Here is a 14306-nt window from a genome sequence, read left to right on the forward strand (position 1 = left end):
TCTCGTCACACAAAGACCGGGCCCGGTCCAGGAGACGGGCCCTAGCCCCGGTCGTTCGGGCGGGCGAGGCGGAAGGAGCGCTGCGCGACGCGGGGGTTGGCGGGCACCGGGACCTCGGTGACCTCCTGTTCCGGGGCGCCCATCTGGGGGAGCAGGCCCGTGGAGGCGGTCGTCGTGCCCGCGACCACCGCCGCCGGGGCGCCGCCGCGGCGGCGGACGGAGCCCGGGACCAGGGGGCGGCCGGAGGTGTGCAGGGCGACCGCGGTCATCGGGAACGCGAGCACCAGAAGCACGGCGCACAGGACGAGACCCATGCCCGGGTACCCGGCCGCCTCCGACAGGACGCTGCCGACGACCGGGCCGCAGGCCACGCCGAGGGAGGACGCCGAGCCGACCAGGACCGCCCAGCGGCCGCGCGGGTCGAGGGAGGCGGCCAGGCCCAGCAGGTAGGACAGCACCACCGGGTAGCAGAGGTTCCAGAGGATCTCGCCGGTCGCGAAGGCGGCCAGGCTCCCGGCCGCGGAACTCAGCAGCACGCAGCAGGCGATGACCGCCGTGCCGGCCCCGATCGGCACGGCCCGTCCCAGGCGTGCGCCGAGCGCGCCCGCCGCGGTGACCCCGAGGAGACCGGCGCCGAGCGCCGCGGCGAAGACGGCGCCGACGGTGACCTCGGTCAGCCCGGCCTGGGTCAGACCGATCCGGCCGCTCACGCCCCACAGGGCGTTCTGGGCCATCGACCAGAGGAGGATCGCCGCGGCGAGCACGATGCCCGAGCGCCGGTGGGGCATCGGGGCCGACCCGGGAGCCGGCCCGTCCGGCAGCGGGAAGGAGCCGACGTCCGGCGTGCGCGCCGCCGAGGCGCCGGTGACCCGGCGGATGCGGCCGGTCCGGCCCTGGCGGTTCGTCGGGCCGGATCGGTGTCCGCCCCGCCCGTCCGGCAGGCCGGCCGTCAGCGGCCACACCAGCGCCGCGGTCAGGGCGATCGCGGCGAACGGCAGCGCGTGACCCCCGCCCAGGTGCGGCAGCGTCAGATACAGCGCGCCCGCGGCCGCCGAGACCGACAGGAGGCCGAGCGTCGAGGCCCGGTGCGGATCCCGCTGCGCGGCGATGCCGGTCGCGGCCACCGCCGTCGCGGTACCGGAGCCGAAACCGCCGACGACGGCGCCGCCGACGACCAGCGGGACCGCCGCGGCCAGCGCCGCCGTGCCGTAACCGGTACACATGGCCAGCAGGCCGATCCGGGCGACCCGGCGCGGGCCGAGCCGCTCCACGCGCGCGGCCAGCGTGAAACCGGCGGAGGCGGAGGCGAGCAGCAGGACCGAGCCCACCAGGCCCGCCTGGGCGGGGGTGAGACCGAGTCCGGCGGAGAGCCGGCCGACGACGGTCGGCAACAGGTACGGGGCGACATAACCGGCCGTGAACAGGGCGACGAGAGGCCCCAGGGCGCGCGGGCGCGACGACATGGGCGTTCCAGGGAAGGAAGAGAAGAGGGGGTGGAGCGCCCGGTGTTGCACGGGATCGCGGTCATATGTAATCAAGGCATCAAGCCCTCGGAGAAGCCGCTACCCTCCTCCGCTCATGTGATCTAGGACACTTTCCGTTTGGGATCGGAACCGCCGGGTAGGGACGCCCGCCTCCCGGCTGCGCCAACCCCGTCACGCCACCCCCATCAGGCACACTGAGCTGATCCGCACCACGTTCGGGGAGGCCGCCGTGACCACAGCAAAGGGAGACCAGCAACACGACGCCGGGGTCGACCCGTTGCTGCGCCTCCGGGAGCCGACCGACCCCCGCTGCGACGTCTTCCTCACCGGCACGGTCTTCCTCGACATCATCTTCACCGGGCTCGACAGCGCCCCCGTACGCGGCACCGAGTCGTGGGCCCGGGGCATGGGTTCCAGCCCCGGCGGCGTCGCCAACATGGCCACCGCGCTCGCCCGCCTCGGGCTGCGCACCTCGCTCGCCGCCGCCTTCGGCGACGACCACTACGGCGAGTACTGCTGGGACGCCCTCGAACAGGGCGAGGGCATCGACCTCTCGCTCTCCCGGACCGTACCCGGCTGGCACTCCCCGGTCACCGTCTCCATGGCGTACGAGGGGGAGCGCACCATGGTCTCCCACGGCCACGAGGCCCCGCCCCTGGACAGCGCCCTGCCCGCCTACCCGCCGCACGCGCGTGCCGCCGTCGCCTCCCTCGTACCCGGGCGCCGCGAGGAGTGGGTGGCCCGGGCCGCCCGGGGCGGGGCCAAGGTCTTCGCCGACGTCGGCTGGGACGACACCGGACGCTGGGACCTGGCCGGGCTGACCGACCTCGAACACTGCGAGGCGTTCCTGCCCAACGCGCAGGAGGCGATGCGCTACACCCGTACCGACTGCCCCCGCGCCGCCGCCCGCGCCCTCGCCGACAAGGTCCGTTACGCCGTGGTCACGCTGGGTCCCGAGGGGGCCTACGCGGTCGACGGCGGCACCGGCGAGACCGCCGAGGTCCCGGCCATCCAGGTCTCCGCCCTCGACCCCACCGGCGCCGGGGACGTGTTCGTGGCCGGCTTCGTCACCGGAACGCTCGCCGACTGGCCGCTCGCCGACCGGCTGGCCTTCGCCGGGCTGACGGCCGCGCTGTCGGTGCAGGAGTTCGGCGGCTCGCTCTCCGCCCCCGGCTGGGGCGAGGTCGCCGCCTGGTGGCAGCACGTCCAGGGGCACGTCTGCCAGGACCCCGAGGCCCTGCGCGGCCGCTACGCCTTCCTGGAGCCGCTGCTCCCGGCCGAGGCCCGCCCCTGGCCGCTGCGCCGGGCCGTGCCCACGATCGGCTTCGGGGCACCGCGCTCGTAAAAGGCTTCGGCCTTGTCACCGCCAGGTCGTAGGCTTGTATCCAGAGGTTGTCGAGCGGCGAGAACCCTGCAACGGGAGGTATGTGCAGGCCACAGTGCCGGCCCATGACTCACACACCCACAGCCCCCAATGGCGCACCGGGCGAGACCCGCGCCCACTTCACCGTCCCCGCCAAGCACCCGATGGTGACCGTTCTCGGTTCCGGTGACGCGTTGCTGCGCGTGATCGAGAAGGCGTTCCCGGCGACCGACATCCATGTCCGGGGGAACCAGGTCAGCGCGGTGGGCGAGGCGACGGAAGTCGCACTGATCCAGCGCTTGTTCGACGAGATGATGCTGGTGCTCCGCACCGGGCAGCCGATGACGGAGGACGCAGTGGAACGCTCGATCGCCATGCTCAGGGCGAGCGAGAACGGCAAGGCGGAGGCAGGCCAGGAGACCCCGGCCGAGGTGCTCACCCAGAACATCCTCTCCAGCCGGGGCCGCACCATCCGCCCCAAGACCCTCAACCAGAAGCGCTATGTCGACGCGATCGACAAGCACACGGTCGTCTTCGGCATCGGCCCCGCCGGTACGGGCAAGACGTATCTGGCCATGGCCAAGGCGGTCCAGGCCCTGCAGTCCAAGCAGGTCACCCGGATCATCCTGACCCGGCCGGCCGTCGAGGCGGGTGAGCGGCTCGGCTTCCTGCCGGGCACGCTGTACGAGAAGATCGACCCGTATCTGCGGCCGCTGTACGACGCGCTGCACGACATGCTCGACCCGGACTCGATCCCGAAGCTGATGGCCTCGGGCACGATCGAGGTCGCGCCGCTCGCGTACATGCGAGGACGGACCCTGAACGACGCGTTCATCATCCTCGACGAGGCGCAGAACACCAGCCCGGAGCAGATGAAGATGTTCCTGACGAGGCTCGGCTTCGACTCGAAGATCGTCATCACCGGTGACATCACCCAGGTCGACCTTCCCGGCGGCACGAAGAGCGGCCTGCGTCAGGTCCAGGAGATCCTGGAGGGCCTGGACGACGTCCACTTCTCCCGGCTCACGTCCCACGATGTCGTACGGCACAAGCTCGTCGGCCGTATCGTCGACGCGTACGAGAAGTACGACAGCCGCAACGGGAAGTAGACCAGCCGCACCATGTCGATCGACGTCAACAACGAGTCCGGAACCGAGGTCGACGAGCAGGCGATCCTCGACATCGCCCGCTACGCCCTCGCGCGGATGCGCATCCACCCGCTCTCCGAGCTGTCGGTGATCGTCGTGGACGAGGAGGCCATGGAGCAGCTGCACATCCAGTGGATGGACCTGCCCGGCCCGACGGACGTCATGTCCTTCCCGATGGACGAGCTGCGCCCGCCGACGAAGGACACCGAGGAGCCCCCGCAGGGGCTCCTCGGCGACATCGTGCTCTGCCCCGAGGTCGCCAAGAAGCAGGGCGAGGACGCGCCCACGCAGCACTCCATGGACGAGGAGCTCCAGCTGCTGACCGTCCACGGCGTGCTGCACCTCCTCGGCTACGACCACGAGGAGCCGGACGAGAAGGCCGAGATGTTCGGCCTTCAGGCGGCCATCGTCGACGGCTGGCGCGCGGAGAAGGGCCTGACCGGCCCCTCCCCGGCGCCGACCGTCTCCTGAACCCCCGAAGCAGCCGATGAACGCATCGCTGATCTTCGGCGTGGTCGCCCTGGTCGTCGTCGCCTGGCTCGGCGCCTGCGCCGAGGCCGGCATCGCCCGCGTCTCCAGCTTCCGCGCCGCCGAGGCCGTACGGTCGGGGCGGCGCGGCGCCGACAGGCTGGTCCAGGTCGCCTCCGACCCGACCCGCTACCTCAACCTGGCGCTGCTCGTGCGCGTCTCGTGCGAGACGGCGGCCGGGGTCCTCGTCACCTACGCCTGCCTGGAGGAGTTCCCGGAGACCTGGGAGGCCCTCCTCATCGCCATCGCGGTGATGGTGCTCGTCAGCTACGTCGCCGTCGGCGTCTCACCGCGCACCATCGGCCGCCAGCACCCGCTGAACACGGCCACCGTCGCCGCGTACGTCCTGCTGCCGCTGGCCCGGGTCATGGGCCCGATCCCGCAGCTGCTGATCCTCATCGGCAACGCGCTCACCCCCGGCAAGGGCTTCCGCAAGGGCCCCTTCGCCTCCGAGGCCGAACTGCGCGCGATGGTCGACCTCGCCGAGCAGGAGTCGCTGATCGAGGACGAGGAGCGCCGCATGGTGCACTCCGTCTTCGAGCTCGGTGACACGCTGGTACGGGAGGTGATGGTGCCCCGGACCGACCTGGTCTGCATCGAGCGGTTCAAGACCGTCCGGCAGGCCCTCACCCTGGCGCTGCGCTCCGGTTTCTCGCGCATCCCGGTCACGGGCGAGAACGAGGACGACATCGTCGGCATCGTCTATCTGAAGGACCTGGTCCGCAAGACGCACATCAACCGGGACGCCGAGAACGACCTGGTCTCGACGGCGATGCGGGCGGCCGCGTTCGTACCGGACACCAAGAACGCCGGCGACCTGCTGCGGGAGATGCAGCGGGAGCGCAACCACGTCGCCGTCGTCATCGACGAGTACGGCGGCACGGCCGGGATCGTCACCATCGAGGACATCCTGGAGGAGATCGTCGGCGAGATCACCGACGAGTACGACCGCGAGCTGCCGCCGGTCCACGATCTGGGCGAGGACCGCTACCGCGTCACGGCCCGCCTGGACATCGGCGACCTCGGCGAGCTGTACGGCCTCGGCGCCGACGAGTACGACGACGAGGACGTCGAGACCGTCGGCGGACTGCTCGCCAAGGCGCTGGGCCGGGTGCCGATCGCGGGCGCCGAGGCGGTCGTGGAGCTCCCGGACGGGCGCGCGCTGCGCCTGACGGCCGAGTCCCCGGCCGGCCGCCGGAACAAGATCGTCACCGTCCTCGTGGAACCGGTCGCGCGACCGCAGGAGGCACCGGCATGACCCCCGACGAGCTGCGCGCCTTCTGCCTGGAGTTCAACGACGCGACGGAGGAGTACCCGTTCGGCCCGGAGACCTCCGTCTTCAAGGTCGCCGGGAAGGTGTTCGCGCTCTCGGCGCTGGACGCCGAGCCGCTGCGGATCAACCTCAAGTGCGAACCGGAGGAGGCGGTACGGCTCCGGGAGGAACACCCGGCCGTCGCCCCCGGCTACCACATGAACAAGCGCCACTGGAACACCGTGACGGTCGCCGGGCTCCCGGACCGGACGGTCCGGGAGCTCATCGAGGACTCGTACGACCTGGTGGTCGCCGGCCTCCCGCGCGCCGTACGCCTCAGGCTCGACCGCCCTTAGGGGTGCGCCCGGCGCGCTCGCGCAGGCCGACGGCGATAAGCAGGGCCGTCGCCAGCACGACCGCCGCGTCGACGGCGAGAACGGTGCGCACACCGCCGTACAGATCCCCGCCGGTGGTCGCGAGGACCCCGAGCAGCGGGATGCCGACGGTGAGACCGACCTGCTGGGTCGTCGTCACCAGACCGGTGGCCAGGCCCTGTTCCGAGTCCGGGACGCCGGACGTGACGGTCAGGCCGTACGAGATGATCGCGCCCAGGTGGCACATGGACGCCAGCGAGACGGCGACCCCCGCGAGGAGCGCGCCCGAGTCCTCGCCGATGCCGAGCAGCGCGGCGACGAACAGGCCCTGCCCGGCCAGCGCGTACACCAGCGTGCGGCGGGCGCCGAACCGGCCGATCAGCCTGGGCGCGACCGACCCCGCGAAGACGGACACGACGCCCTGCACACCGAAGACCAGACCGGTGGCGAGCGCGGACAGCCGGAGCGTCTCCTGCAGGTAGAGGGTGAGCACGAAGACGACCGTGGACATCATGGAGAACGTCACGAGCCCGCCCAGGTTGCCGAGGGCGACCGTACGCCGCCGCAGCATCGGCAGGGAGACCAGCGGGGCCCGGTGCCGCGACTCCACGATCGCGAAGGCCACGAGCAGCACCACGCCCGCCACCAGGGACACCAGCACGTCCGCGCCGCCGAAGCCGCGCTCGGCCGCCGTCGACAGGGCGTAGATCACCGCGAGCAGCCCGCCGGTCACGGTCACCGCGCCCGGCACGTCCGGACGGGGCCGGTCCGGGGTCCGGGACTCCGGCAGCAGACCCGGCGCCAGCGGCAGCACGATCAGGCTGAAGACCGCCAGCAGGCCCATGGTCGAGCGCCAGCCGAGCGCGTCCGTCATGACACCGCCGAGCACCATGCCGATGGTGAAGCCCAGGGAGAGCAGGGTGCCGGAGATGCCCAGCGCCCGGTCGCGCTGCGGCCCCTCGGGGAACGTGGTGGTCAGCAGGGACATCCCGGTCGGCACGATCGCCGCCGCGCCGACGCCCTGCAGGGCCCGCGCCGCGAGGAAGGACGCCGGGTCCCAGGCGAAGGTCGCGAGCACGGAGGCCGCTCCGAAGAGCGCCAGGCCGGCCAGGAACAGTTTCTTGCGCCCGTAGAGGTCGCCCATCCGCCCGAAGAGGAGCAGGAAGCCGCCCGAGGGCAGGGCGAAGGCCGTGACCGCCCACTGGAGCGCCGAGTGCCCGAGGCCGAGGTCCGCGCCGAGCACCGGCAGCGCCACGTTCAGGACGGAGAAGTCGAGCGCCACCATGAACTGCGCCGCGCACAGCACGAAGAGGACCAGCCGGGCACGGCCGGTCAGAGCCGGGGGAGCGGCGGGGGTGGTCGGAGGAGAGGTCAGGGTTGCCATGGCCCCACCCTCGGCGCACGGGAACAAGGCTGGGGAGCGGGTACTTATCCTGTTGGTCGTACCACCAGACATCCCCGGGGGAGGAGCGCACGTGGCCACTGCGGTCGAGAACACCGATGCCAAGGCGCATCGACTGGCCGAACTGCGCGAGTTCCTGATGAGCCGTCGGGCCCGGGTCACCCCCGCCGAGGCGGGCCTTCCCGACGGCGGGGCACGCCGCCGCACCCCGGGGCTGCGCCGCGAGGAGGTCGCGGTCCTGGCCGGTGTGGGGGTCTCCTGGTACCAGTGGCTGGAGCAGGGCCGGGACATCACGGTCTCCCCGCAGGTGCTCGACTCCGTGGCGCGGGTGCTGCGGCTGAGCCCGGCCGAGCGGCGCCATCTGTACGTGCTGGCCGGCCTCAACCCGCCCGCCCCCGAAGTCGATCCCGAGGCACGGGACATGTGCGCGGGGCTGCGCCGGCTGATCGACGCCTGGATGCCGTTCCCCGCGCACATCATGGACGCGTACTGGAACACGGTCATGTACAACGAGTCGGCGTCGATCGTGCTGGGCATGCGGCCCGAGGCCCCCCGCAACTGCCTCCTCTCCTTCTTCACCGACCCGCTCTACCGCTCCCGGGCCGGCGACTGGGAGGAGCTCGCGCCCCATGTGGTCGCCCAGTTCCGGGCCGCCTGCTCGGAGTGCCCGGACGACGAGGGGTTCCGCGCGGTGGTCGAGGAGGCGAAGGCGGCCAGCGCGGAGTTCGCCGCGCTGTGGGAGCGACGGGACATCAAGCCGGGCGGCCAGCACCGCAAGACCGTGGAACACCCGGTGGCCGGTCCGCTGGTGCTCGAAGCGACGCAGCTGAGGGTCCCGGCCCGGCCGGACCTGGTGATCGTGCTGCACACGCCCCTGGCGGAGGCGGACACGGCGGCGAAGCTGGAGTGGCTGGTCTCCCCGGAGGGGCGGTGGGGAGCGATGTTCCCGGTGGCCGGATGAACAAGGCTCGAAACCCGTACGACGCCGTCAGTGGGCCCGGATAAGCTCCTCGTGATCGGGCCGTCCCCCACCGGTACCGGGCAGTCTCCCACCCTCGTACCGCAAAGGGCTCATCCATCATGCGTACCCGCGTTCGTCACGGCCTGGCCGCCGTACTCACCGTCTCCGCGCTCTCCCTGACCGCCGCGTGCGGTGGCGGCGACGCCGCCGAGGACAACACGAAGAAGGGCGCGGACAAGCCGGCCGCCCCGGCGCCCGCCACGCCGCTGACGGTGGCTCAGATGAAGGCCGGTGTCCTGGAGCTGAAGGACCTGCCCTCGGGCTGGAAGACCACCAAGCACGAGGACGAGAAGACCGTCTACAAGATCGACAAGCCGGCGTGCGAGCCGCTCTCCGTCATGGTGGCCGGTGACATCGCCGGTGCCACCAAGGGCGCGACCGCCGACTTCGCCGTGGGCAACAACGACTCCGAGATCACCGAGGAGATCGTGACCTTCCCCGGCACCGGTGCGGCCGACTTCACCAAGAAGCTCGCCACCGCACTGGACAGCTGCACCGACTTCACCGTCGAGGCCGAGGGCGAGAAGATGAAGATGTCGGTGGCGAAGCGCACCGCCCCGCAGGGCGCCGAGGAGGCGCTCGCCTTCGGGCTGGCTTTGGAGGTCGCGCCCGGCATGAAGATCGAGCCGCAGATCGTGGTCGCCCGCCAGGGCACCGGCGTGATGCGGATGCTGTACCTCTCGGACCCCGCCACCACCAAGAAGGACTTCGACACCTTCGCCAAGCTCGCCGCCGACAAGTTCGTCAAGGGCGCCAAGAGCTGACCCCCTGCCCCGACCTATGCTCGGGGCATGACACTCAACCGCGAGCACGGCGATCTCGGCGCCGAGGACCTCAAGATCATCACGCTGGCGCGCAGCGCCCGCGCCCGCAACGGTGTGCCCGAGGGCGCGGCGGTACGGGACGAGACCGGGCGGACGTACGTGGCCGGGACCGTGGCCCTGGAGTCGCTCCGGCTGAGCGCGCTGCAGACGGCGGTCGCCATGGCCGTCGCCAGCGGCGCCCGGTCGCTGGAGGCGGCGGCCGTCGTCTCCACCGCCGACGCCGCCTCGGACGCGGACCGCGCCGCGGTACGGGACCTCGGCGGGCCCGAGACCCCGGTCCTGCTCGCCGGCCCCGACGGACAGCTCCGGGCGGCGGTCACGGCGGGCTGACCCCGTCCGAGCAGCGCGAAGGGGGCCCGGCCAGGTGCCGGGCCCCTTCGCGCGCCACCCCCGGCCCGGCGCCGATCGGGCCGCGGGTACGGCGCCGCGGGGCACTGGGTACGTGACGAGGTCCCGCATCGGGGAGAATGGCCCCCATGAGCGCTCGTAACCAAGATTCCGAAGCCGTCCACCGGGCCGGCTTCGCCTGCTTCGTCGGCCGCCCCAACGCGGGCAAGTCCACTCTCACGAACGCTCTGGTCGGCCAGAAGGTGGCGATCACCTCCAACCGGCCGCAGACCACCCGGCACACCGTCCGAGGCATCGTGCACCGCCCGGAGGCGCAGCTGATCCTGGTGGACACGCCGGGTCTCCACAAGCCGCGCACGCTCCTCGGTGAGCGGCTCAACGACGTCGTGCGCACGACGTGGGCCGAGGTCGACGTGATCGGCTTCTGCCTGCCCGCCGACCAGAAGCTCGGCCCCGGCGACCGTTTCATCGCCAAGGAGCTCGCCGGGATCAAGAAGACCCCGAAGGTCGCGATCGTCACCAAGACGGACCTGGTCGACTCCAAGACCCTCGCCGAGCAGCTCATCGCCATCGATCAGCTCGGCAAGGAGCTGGGCTTCGAATGGCAGGAGATCGTCCCGGTCTCGGCCGTCGCCGGCAAGCAGGTCCAGCTCGTCGCGGACCTGCTGATCCCGCTCCTGCCCGAGTCCCCGCCGCTCTACCCGGAGGGCGACCTCACCGACGAGCCGGAGCAGGTCATGGTCGCGGAGCTGATCCGCGAGGCCGCGCTGGAGGGCGTACGCGACGAGCTGCCGCACTCGATCGCCGTGGTGGTCGAGGAGATGCTGCCCCGCGAGGGCCGCCCGGCGGACAAGCCGCTGCTCGACATCCACGCGAACGTCTACATCGAGCGCCCCAGCCAGAAGGGGATCATCATCGGCCCGAAGGGCAGCCGCCTGAAGGAGGTCGGGATGAAGTCCCGCAAGCACATCGAGGCGCTGCTCGGGACCCCGGTCTTCCTCGACCTGCACGTGAAGGTCGCGAAGGACTGGCAGCGGGACCCCAAGCAGCTCCGCAAGCTGGGCTTCTAGCCTCGCGGGAGGGCGCTCAGGCGCCCTCCTTGAGGACCTTTCCGATCAGGGCCCGCTGGACCTGCGTCAGGCGGGGGTCCGCGCAGTGGACCGTCGCGCCGTCGATCGTGATCTCGTACGAGAAGCCGTCCGGCACCTCCGGGCCGTCGTCGTCGCCGTCCCTGAGGACGGCGTCGGCCAGGGTGTGCCATTCCACGGCGTCCTCCTGCTCGGAGGTGTCCACCTCGGCCGACCGTTCGATGCCCGCGAAGCCGCCGGTGCGCCGTACTCGAATACGCATGGGCTCTGTCTATCAGTCCGTCGCCTGTCGGTCCGCCCTCGTCCGTCAGTCCGTCGGTAGGCCCACGGTCGCCCAGGCCTTCACCACGGCCTGGATCTCCGCGCCGTCGCCGTACCGCGCCTTCGCCGCCGCCACCGTGGCCTTGGCGAACTCGCCGAACCGGGTCTGGGGGGTGAGCGTCCCACCGGTCATCACGTCGTACCAGATCTGCCCCGGCCGCTCCCAGGCGTTGCCGCCCAGCTCGGTCGCCGCCAGATAGAAGGCGTGGTTGGGGATGCCGGAGTTGATGTGCACGCCGCCGTTGTCCTGGCTGGTGCGGACGTAGTCGTCCATGTGGCCGGGCTGCGGGTCCTTGCCCAGGACGTCGTCGTCGTACGCCGTGCCCGGAGCCTTCATCGAGCGCAGGGCCGTCCCCTGGACGTTCGGGTGGAACAGGCCCTCGCCGATCAGCCAGTCGGCGTCCGCGGCGCTCTGGCCCAGCGCGTACTGCTTCACCAGTGAGCCGAAGACGTCCGAGACGGACTCGTTGAGGGCACCGGACTGGCTGAAGTACTCCAGGCCGGCGGTGTGCTGCGTGAAGCCGTGTGCCAGCTCGTGGCCGATGACGTCCACGGGCAGGGTGAAGTCGAGGAAGATCTCGTCGTCGCCGTCGCCGAACACCATCTGCTCGCCGTTCCAGAAGGCGTTGCCGTAGTTCTCGTCGTAGTGGACGGTCGCCAGGAGCGGCAGGCCGGCGCCGTCGATCGAGTCGCGGCCGTAGGCGTTCAGGAAGAGGTCGAAGGTGGCGCCGAGCCCGGCGTAGGCGCGGTTGACGGTGGCGTCGCCGGTCGCCTCGCCACCCTCGCCGCGGACCTCGACGCCCGGCAGCTCGGTCCGGCGCTGGGCGTCGTACACGGTGCGCCGCGGGCGGGCCGGGTCGGCGGGCGTCGGGGCCGTGGCGGAGGTGGAGGCGGCGTGCGGAAGCGTGCGGGCCGTCCGGGCGGCGGCGTCCGCGACCAGGGTCCGGCGGGCCACGGCAGCGATCGCCGGGTTCGCGGACCGGGCCAGCTGCTCCAGCAGGTGGGGCGGCACGATCGAGCAGAAGACAGGGTGATGCGCGAGGGAGGTCATCCCAGCAATGTCGCACTGAGTCATCGAACTGTCACGGCATGCGACGAGGATCCGCGAAATGGAGTGATTCGTCACCCTTTCCCATTGACGGCCTGGTCGTCCCGCATACTGAAACAGGACGTCCGGACTCCGCCGTCCTCGGCTAGGCTGCGGCACATCATGCGTTTCGGGCTGCTTCTCCTTAGCTGCCGCGGCGAGGGCCTGTAGTCGTAGGCCGACCCCCTCCCCGCGGGACCTGGTGTTGCGTTCGACAGTCGGCCGTCCCTCCCCAGCTGGACCCGAGGAGCCCTACGCAATGTCTCAGCCCGTTGGCCGCCCCACGCCCGTCACCAACGCCACCCAGATGCAGAAGCCGTCAGGGATGCCGATCCACAAGTACGGCCGGTACGAGGCCGTGCACATCCCCGACCGCACCTGGCCCGAGCAGCGCATCACCAAGGCGCCCCGCTGGCTGTCGACCGACCTGCGCGACGGCAACCAGGCCCTGATCGACCCGATGAGCCCCGCGCGCAAGCGCGAGATGTTCGACCTGCTGGTGCGCATGGGCTACAAGGAGATCGAGGTCGGCTTCCCGTCCTCCGGCGACACCGACTTCAACTTCGTGCGCTCCATCATCGAAGAGGGCGCGATCCCGGACGACGTCACCATCTCCGTGCTGACCCAGGCCCGCGAGGACCTGATCGAGCGGACCGTGGAGTCCCTGGTCGGCGCCAAGCGCGCCACCGTCCACCTGTACAACGCCACCGCGCCCACCTTCCGCCGGGTCGTCTTCCGCGGCACGAAGCAGGACATCAAGCAGATCGCCGTCGACGGCACGCGGCTGGTCATGGAGTACGCGGACAAGCTGCTGGGCGACGAGACGATCTTCGGCTACCAGTACAGCCCGGAGATCTTCACCGACACCGAGCTGGACTTCGCCCTGGAGGTCTGCGAGGCGGTCTGCGACGTCTGGCAGCCCGAGGAGGGCCGCGAGATCATCCTCAACCTGCCCGCCACCGTGGAGCGTTCGACGCCGTCCACGCACGCGGACCGGTTCGAGTGGATGTCCCGCCACCTGACCCGCCGCGAGTACATCTGCCTGTCCGTGCACCCGCACAACGACCGCGGTACGGCCGTGGCGGCGGCCGAGCTGGCCATCATGGCCGGCGCCGACCGCATCGAGGGGTGCCTGTTCGGGCAGGGCGAGCGGACCGGCAACGTCGACCTGGTGACCCTGGGCATGAACCTGTTCTCGCAGGGCGTGGACCCGCAGATCGACTTCTCGCAGATCGACGAGATCCGCCGCACCTCCGAGTACTGCAACCAGATGGAGGTCCACCCGCGCCACCCCTACGCGGGCGACCTGGTCTACACCGCCTTCTCCGGCTCCCACCAGGACGCCATCAAGAAGGGCTTCGACGCCATGGAGGCCGACGCGGCCGCCGCGGGCAAGAGCGTCGACGAGATCGAGTGGGCCGTGCCGTACCTGCCGATCGACCCTAAGGACGTCGGCCGCTCCTACGAGGCCGTGATCCGGGTAAACTCCCAGTCCGGCAAGGGCGGTATCGCCTACGTCCTGAAGAACGACCACAAGCTGGACCTGCCGCGCCGGATGCAGATCGAGTTCTCGAAGATCATCCAGCAGAAGACGGACACCGAGGGCGGCGAGGTCACCCCCGCCGCGATCTGGTCGGTCTTCCAGGACGAGTACCTGCCGAACCCGGAGAACGCCTGGGGACGCATCCAGCTGCGTTCCGGCCAGACCACCTCCGACACGGACGGCACCGACACCCTGACCGTCGAGGCGGTCGTGGACGGTGCCGAGACCGTGCTGAGCGGTACCGGCAACGGTCCGATCTCGGCCTTCTTCGACGCCCTGCAGACCATCGGCGTCGACGCACGGCTGCTGGACTACCAGGAGCACACGATGAGCGAGGGCGCCTCCGCGCAGGCCGCCTCGTACATCGAGTGCGCCATCGACGGCAAGGTCCTGTGGGGCATCGGCATCGACGCCAACACCACCCGCGCCTCGCTGAAGGCCGTCATCTCGGCCGTCAACCGGGCCGCACGCTGACGCTCCGTACGGGCATCGGTTCCGGTCGGTGGCGAACCCGCCACCCACT

Annotated in this window: 14 protein-coding genes; 10 read left to right on the top strand and 4 right to left on the bottom strand. The window is 71.3% G+C overall.

Features of this window, described 5'->3' with window-relative positions; genetic code table 11:
* Positions 1–41: 41 nt before the first annotated feature.
* Positions 42–1463 (bottom strand): MFS transporter, encoded by a 1422-nt coding sequence (locus ACWDX6_RS00500; protein ID WP_451482730.1) that lies wholly within the window; start codon positions 1461–1463, stop codon positions 42–44.
* A 250-nt stretch (positions 1464–1713) separates the two neighbouring features.
* On the opposite strand from ACWDX6_RS00500, the gene ACWDX6_RS00505 reads away from it, so the two are divergent.
* From ACWDX6_RS00505 to ACWDX6_RS00525, 5 genes are all read left to right on the top strand, one after another.
* Positions 1714–2829, top strand: coding sequence for a carbohydrate kinase family protein (locus ACWDX6_RS00505; RefSeq protein WP_451482731.1), 1116 nt, complete (start codon positions 1714–1716; stop codon positions 2827–2829).
* Positions 2830–2933: 104 nt separating this feature from the next.
* Positions 2934–3956, top strand: coding sequence for a PhoH family protein (locus ACWDX6_RS00510; protein ID WP_451482732.1), 1023 nt, complete (start codon positions 2934–2936; stop codon positions 3954–3956).
* A gap of 12 nt (positions 3957–3968) precedes the next feature.
* Positions 3969–4466 (top strand): rRNA maturation RNase YbeY, encoded by a 498-nt coding sequence (gene ybeY / locus ACWDX6_RS00515; protein ID WP_451482733.1) that lies wholly within the window; start codon positions 3969–3971, stop codon positions 4464–4466.
* A gap of 16 nt (positions 4467–4482) precedes the next feature.
* Complete coding sequence (locus ACWDX6_RS00520; protein ID WP_451482734.1) at positions 4483–5781, top strand: hemolysin family protein; 1299 nt, start codon at positions 4483–4485, stop codon at positions 5779–5781.
* On the top strand, positions 5778–6131 hold the full coding sequence (locus ACWDX6_RS00525) for an MmcQ/YjbR family DNA-binding protein (protein ID WP_451482735.1): 354 nt from the start codon (positions 5778–5780) through the stop codon (positions 6129–6131). The genes ACWDX6_RS00520 and ACWDX6_RS00525 overlap by 4 nt, the downstream gene beginning before the upstream one ends.
* Here ACWDX6_RS00525 and ACWDX6_RS00530 read toward each other — a convergent pair.
* Positions 6112–7533: an MFS transporter gene (locus ACWDX6_RS00530; protein WP_451482736.1), complete on the bottom strand. Its 1422-nt coding sequence runs from the start codon at positions 7531–7533 to the stop codon at positions 6112–6114. The two genes, ACWDX6_RS00525 and ACWDX6_RS00530, sit on opposite strands and share 20 nt — an antisense overlap.
* Before the next feature lie 157 nt (positions 7534–7690).
* Here ACWDX6_RS00530 and ACWDX6_RS00535 point away from each other — a divergent pair, with 157 nt between their 5' ends.
* The 4 genes from ACWDX6_RS00535 (at position 7691) to era (ending at position 10814) form a co-directional block, all read left to right on the top strand.
* On the top strand, positions 7691–8512 hold the full coding sequence (locus ACWDX6_RS00535; protein WP_451482936.1) for a helix-turn-helix transcriptional regulator: 822 nt from the start codon (positions 7691–7693) through the stop codon (positions 8510–8512).
* A gap of 119 nt (positions 8513–8631) precedes the next feature.
* Positions 8632–9336: a hypothetical protein gene (locus ACWDX6_RS00540; RefSeq protein ID WP_451482737.1), complete on the top strand. Its 705-nt coding sequence runs from the start codon at positions 8632–8634 to the stop codon at positions 9334–9336.
* A gap of 27 nt (positions 9337–9363) precedes the next feature.
* A complete protein-coding gene (locus ACWDX6_RS00545; protein WP_403288855.1) occupies positions 9364–9726 on the top strand; it encodes a cytidine deaminase in 363 nt (120 codons plus the stop codon).
* A 146-nt stretch (positions 9727–9872) separates the two neighbouring features.
* A complete protein-coding gene (gene era, locus ACWDX6_RS00550; protein ID WP_451482738.1) occupies positions 9873–10814 on the top strand; it encodes a GTPase Era in 942 nt (313 codons plus the stop codon).
* Positions 10815–10830: 16 nt separating this feature from the next.
* Here era and ACWDX6_RS00555 read toward each other — a convergent pair whose 3' ends face one another.
* Both ACWDX6_RS00555 and ACWDX6_RS00560 read right to left on the bottom strand, forming a co-directional pair.
* Complete coding sequence (locus tag ACWDX6_RS00555) at positions 10831–11094, bottom strand: protealysin inhibitor emfourin (protein ID WP_451482739.1); 264 nt, start codon at positions 11092–11094, stop codon at positions 10831–10833.
* Positions 11095–11139: 45 nt separating this feature from the next.
* Positions 11140–12204 carry a M4 family metallopeptidase gene (locus ACWDX6_RS00560; RefSeq protein ID WP_451482740.1) on the bottom strand — a complete coding sequence of 355 codons (1065 nt, stop codon included), beginning with the start codon at positions 12202–12204 and terminating at the stop codon, positions 11140–11142.
* A 295-nt stretch (positions 12205–12499) separates the two neighbouring features.
* Between ACWDX6_RS00560 and leuA the strand changes: the two genes are divergently transcribed.
* Positions 12500–14257 (top strand): 2-isopropylmalate synthase, encoded by a 1758-nt coding sequence (gene leuA, locus ACWDX6_RS00565; protein WP_451482741.1) that lies wholly within the window; start codon positions 12500–12502, stop codon positions 14255–14257.
* Positions 14258–14306: the final 49 nt, after the last annotated feature.

It is taken from the genome of Streptomyces sp. NPDC003027 (genome assembly GCF_053591435.1).

What these genes read in the sequence shown, in the direction of transcription:
- ACWDX6_RS00535 (WP_451482936.1), top strand. Translation starts at nt 7,691, where the DNA reads ATGAGCCGTCGGGCCCGGGTCACCCCCGCCGAGGCGGGCCTTCCCGAC.
- ACWDX6_RS00525 (WP_451482735.1), top strand. Translation starts at nt 5,778, where the DNA reads ATGACCCCCGACGAGCTGCGCGCCTTCTGCCTGGAGTTCAACGACGCG.
- ACWDX6_RS00520 (WP_451482734.1), top strand. Translation starts at nt 4,483, where the DNA reads ATGAACGCATCGCTGATCTTCGGCGTGGTCGCCCTGGTCGTCGTCGCC.
- ACWDX6_RS00500 (WP_451482730.1), bottom strand. Translation starts at nt 1,463, where the DNA reads ATGTCGTCGCGCCCGCGCGCCCTGGGGCCTCTCGTCGCCCTGTTCACG.
- ACWDX6_RS00540 (WP_451482737.1), top strand. Translation starts at nt 8,632, where the DNA reads ATGCGTACCCGCGTTCGTCACGGCCTGGCCGCCGTACTCACCGTCTCC.
- era (WP_451482738.1), top strand. Translation starts at nt 9,873, where the DNA reads ATGAGCGCTCGTAACCAAGATTCCGAAGCCGTCCACCGGGCCGGCTTC.
- ybeY (WP_451482733.1), top strand. Translation starts at nt 3,969, where the DNA reads ATGTCGATCGACGTCAACAACGAGTCCGGAACCGAGGTCGACGAGCAG.
- ACWDX6_RS00555 (WP_451482739.1), bottom strand. Translation starts at nt 11,094, where the DNA reads ATGCGTATTCGAGTACGGCGCACCGGCGGCTTCGCGGGCATCGAACGG.
- leuA (WP_451482741.1), top strand. Translation starts at nt 12,500, where the DNA reads ATGTCTCAGCCCGTTGGCCGCCCCACGCCCGTCACCAACGCCACCCAG.
- ACWDX6_RS00545 (WP_403288855.1), top strand. Translation starts at nt 9,364, where the DNA reads ATGACACTCAACCGCGAGCACGGCGATCTCGGCGCCGAGGACCTCAAG.
- ACWDX6_RS00560 (WP_451482740.1), bottom strand. Translation starts at nt 12,204, where the DNA reads ATGACCTCCCTCGCGCATCACCCTGTCTTCTGCTCGATCGTGCCGCCC.
- ACWDX6_RS00530 (WP_451482736.1), bottom strand. Translation starts at nt 7,533, where the DNA reads ATGGCAACCCTGACCTCTCCTCCGACCACCCCCGCCGCTCCCCCGGCT.
- ACWDX6_RS00510 (WP_451482732.1), top strand. Translation starts at nt 2,934, where the DNA reads ATGACTCACACACCCACAGCCCCCAATGGCGCACCGGGCGAGACCCGC.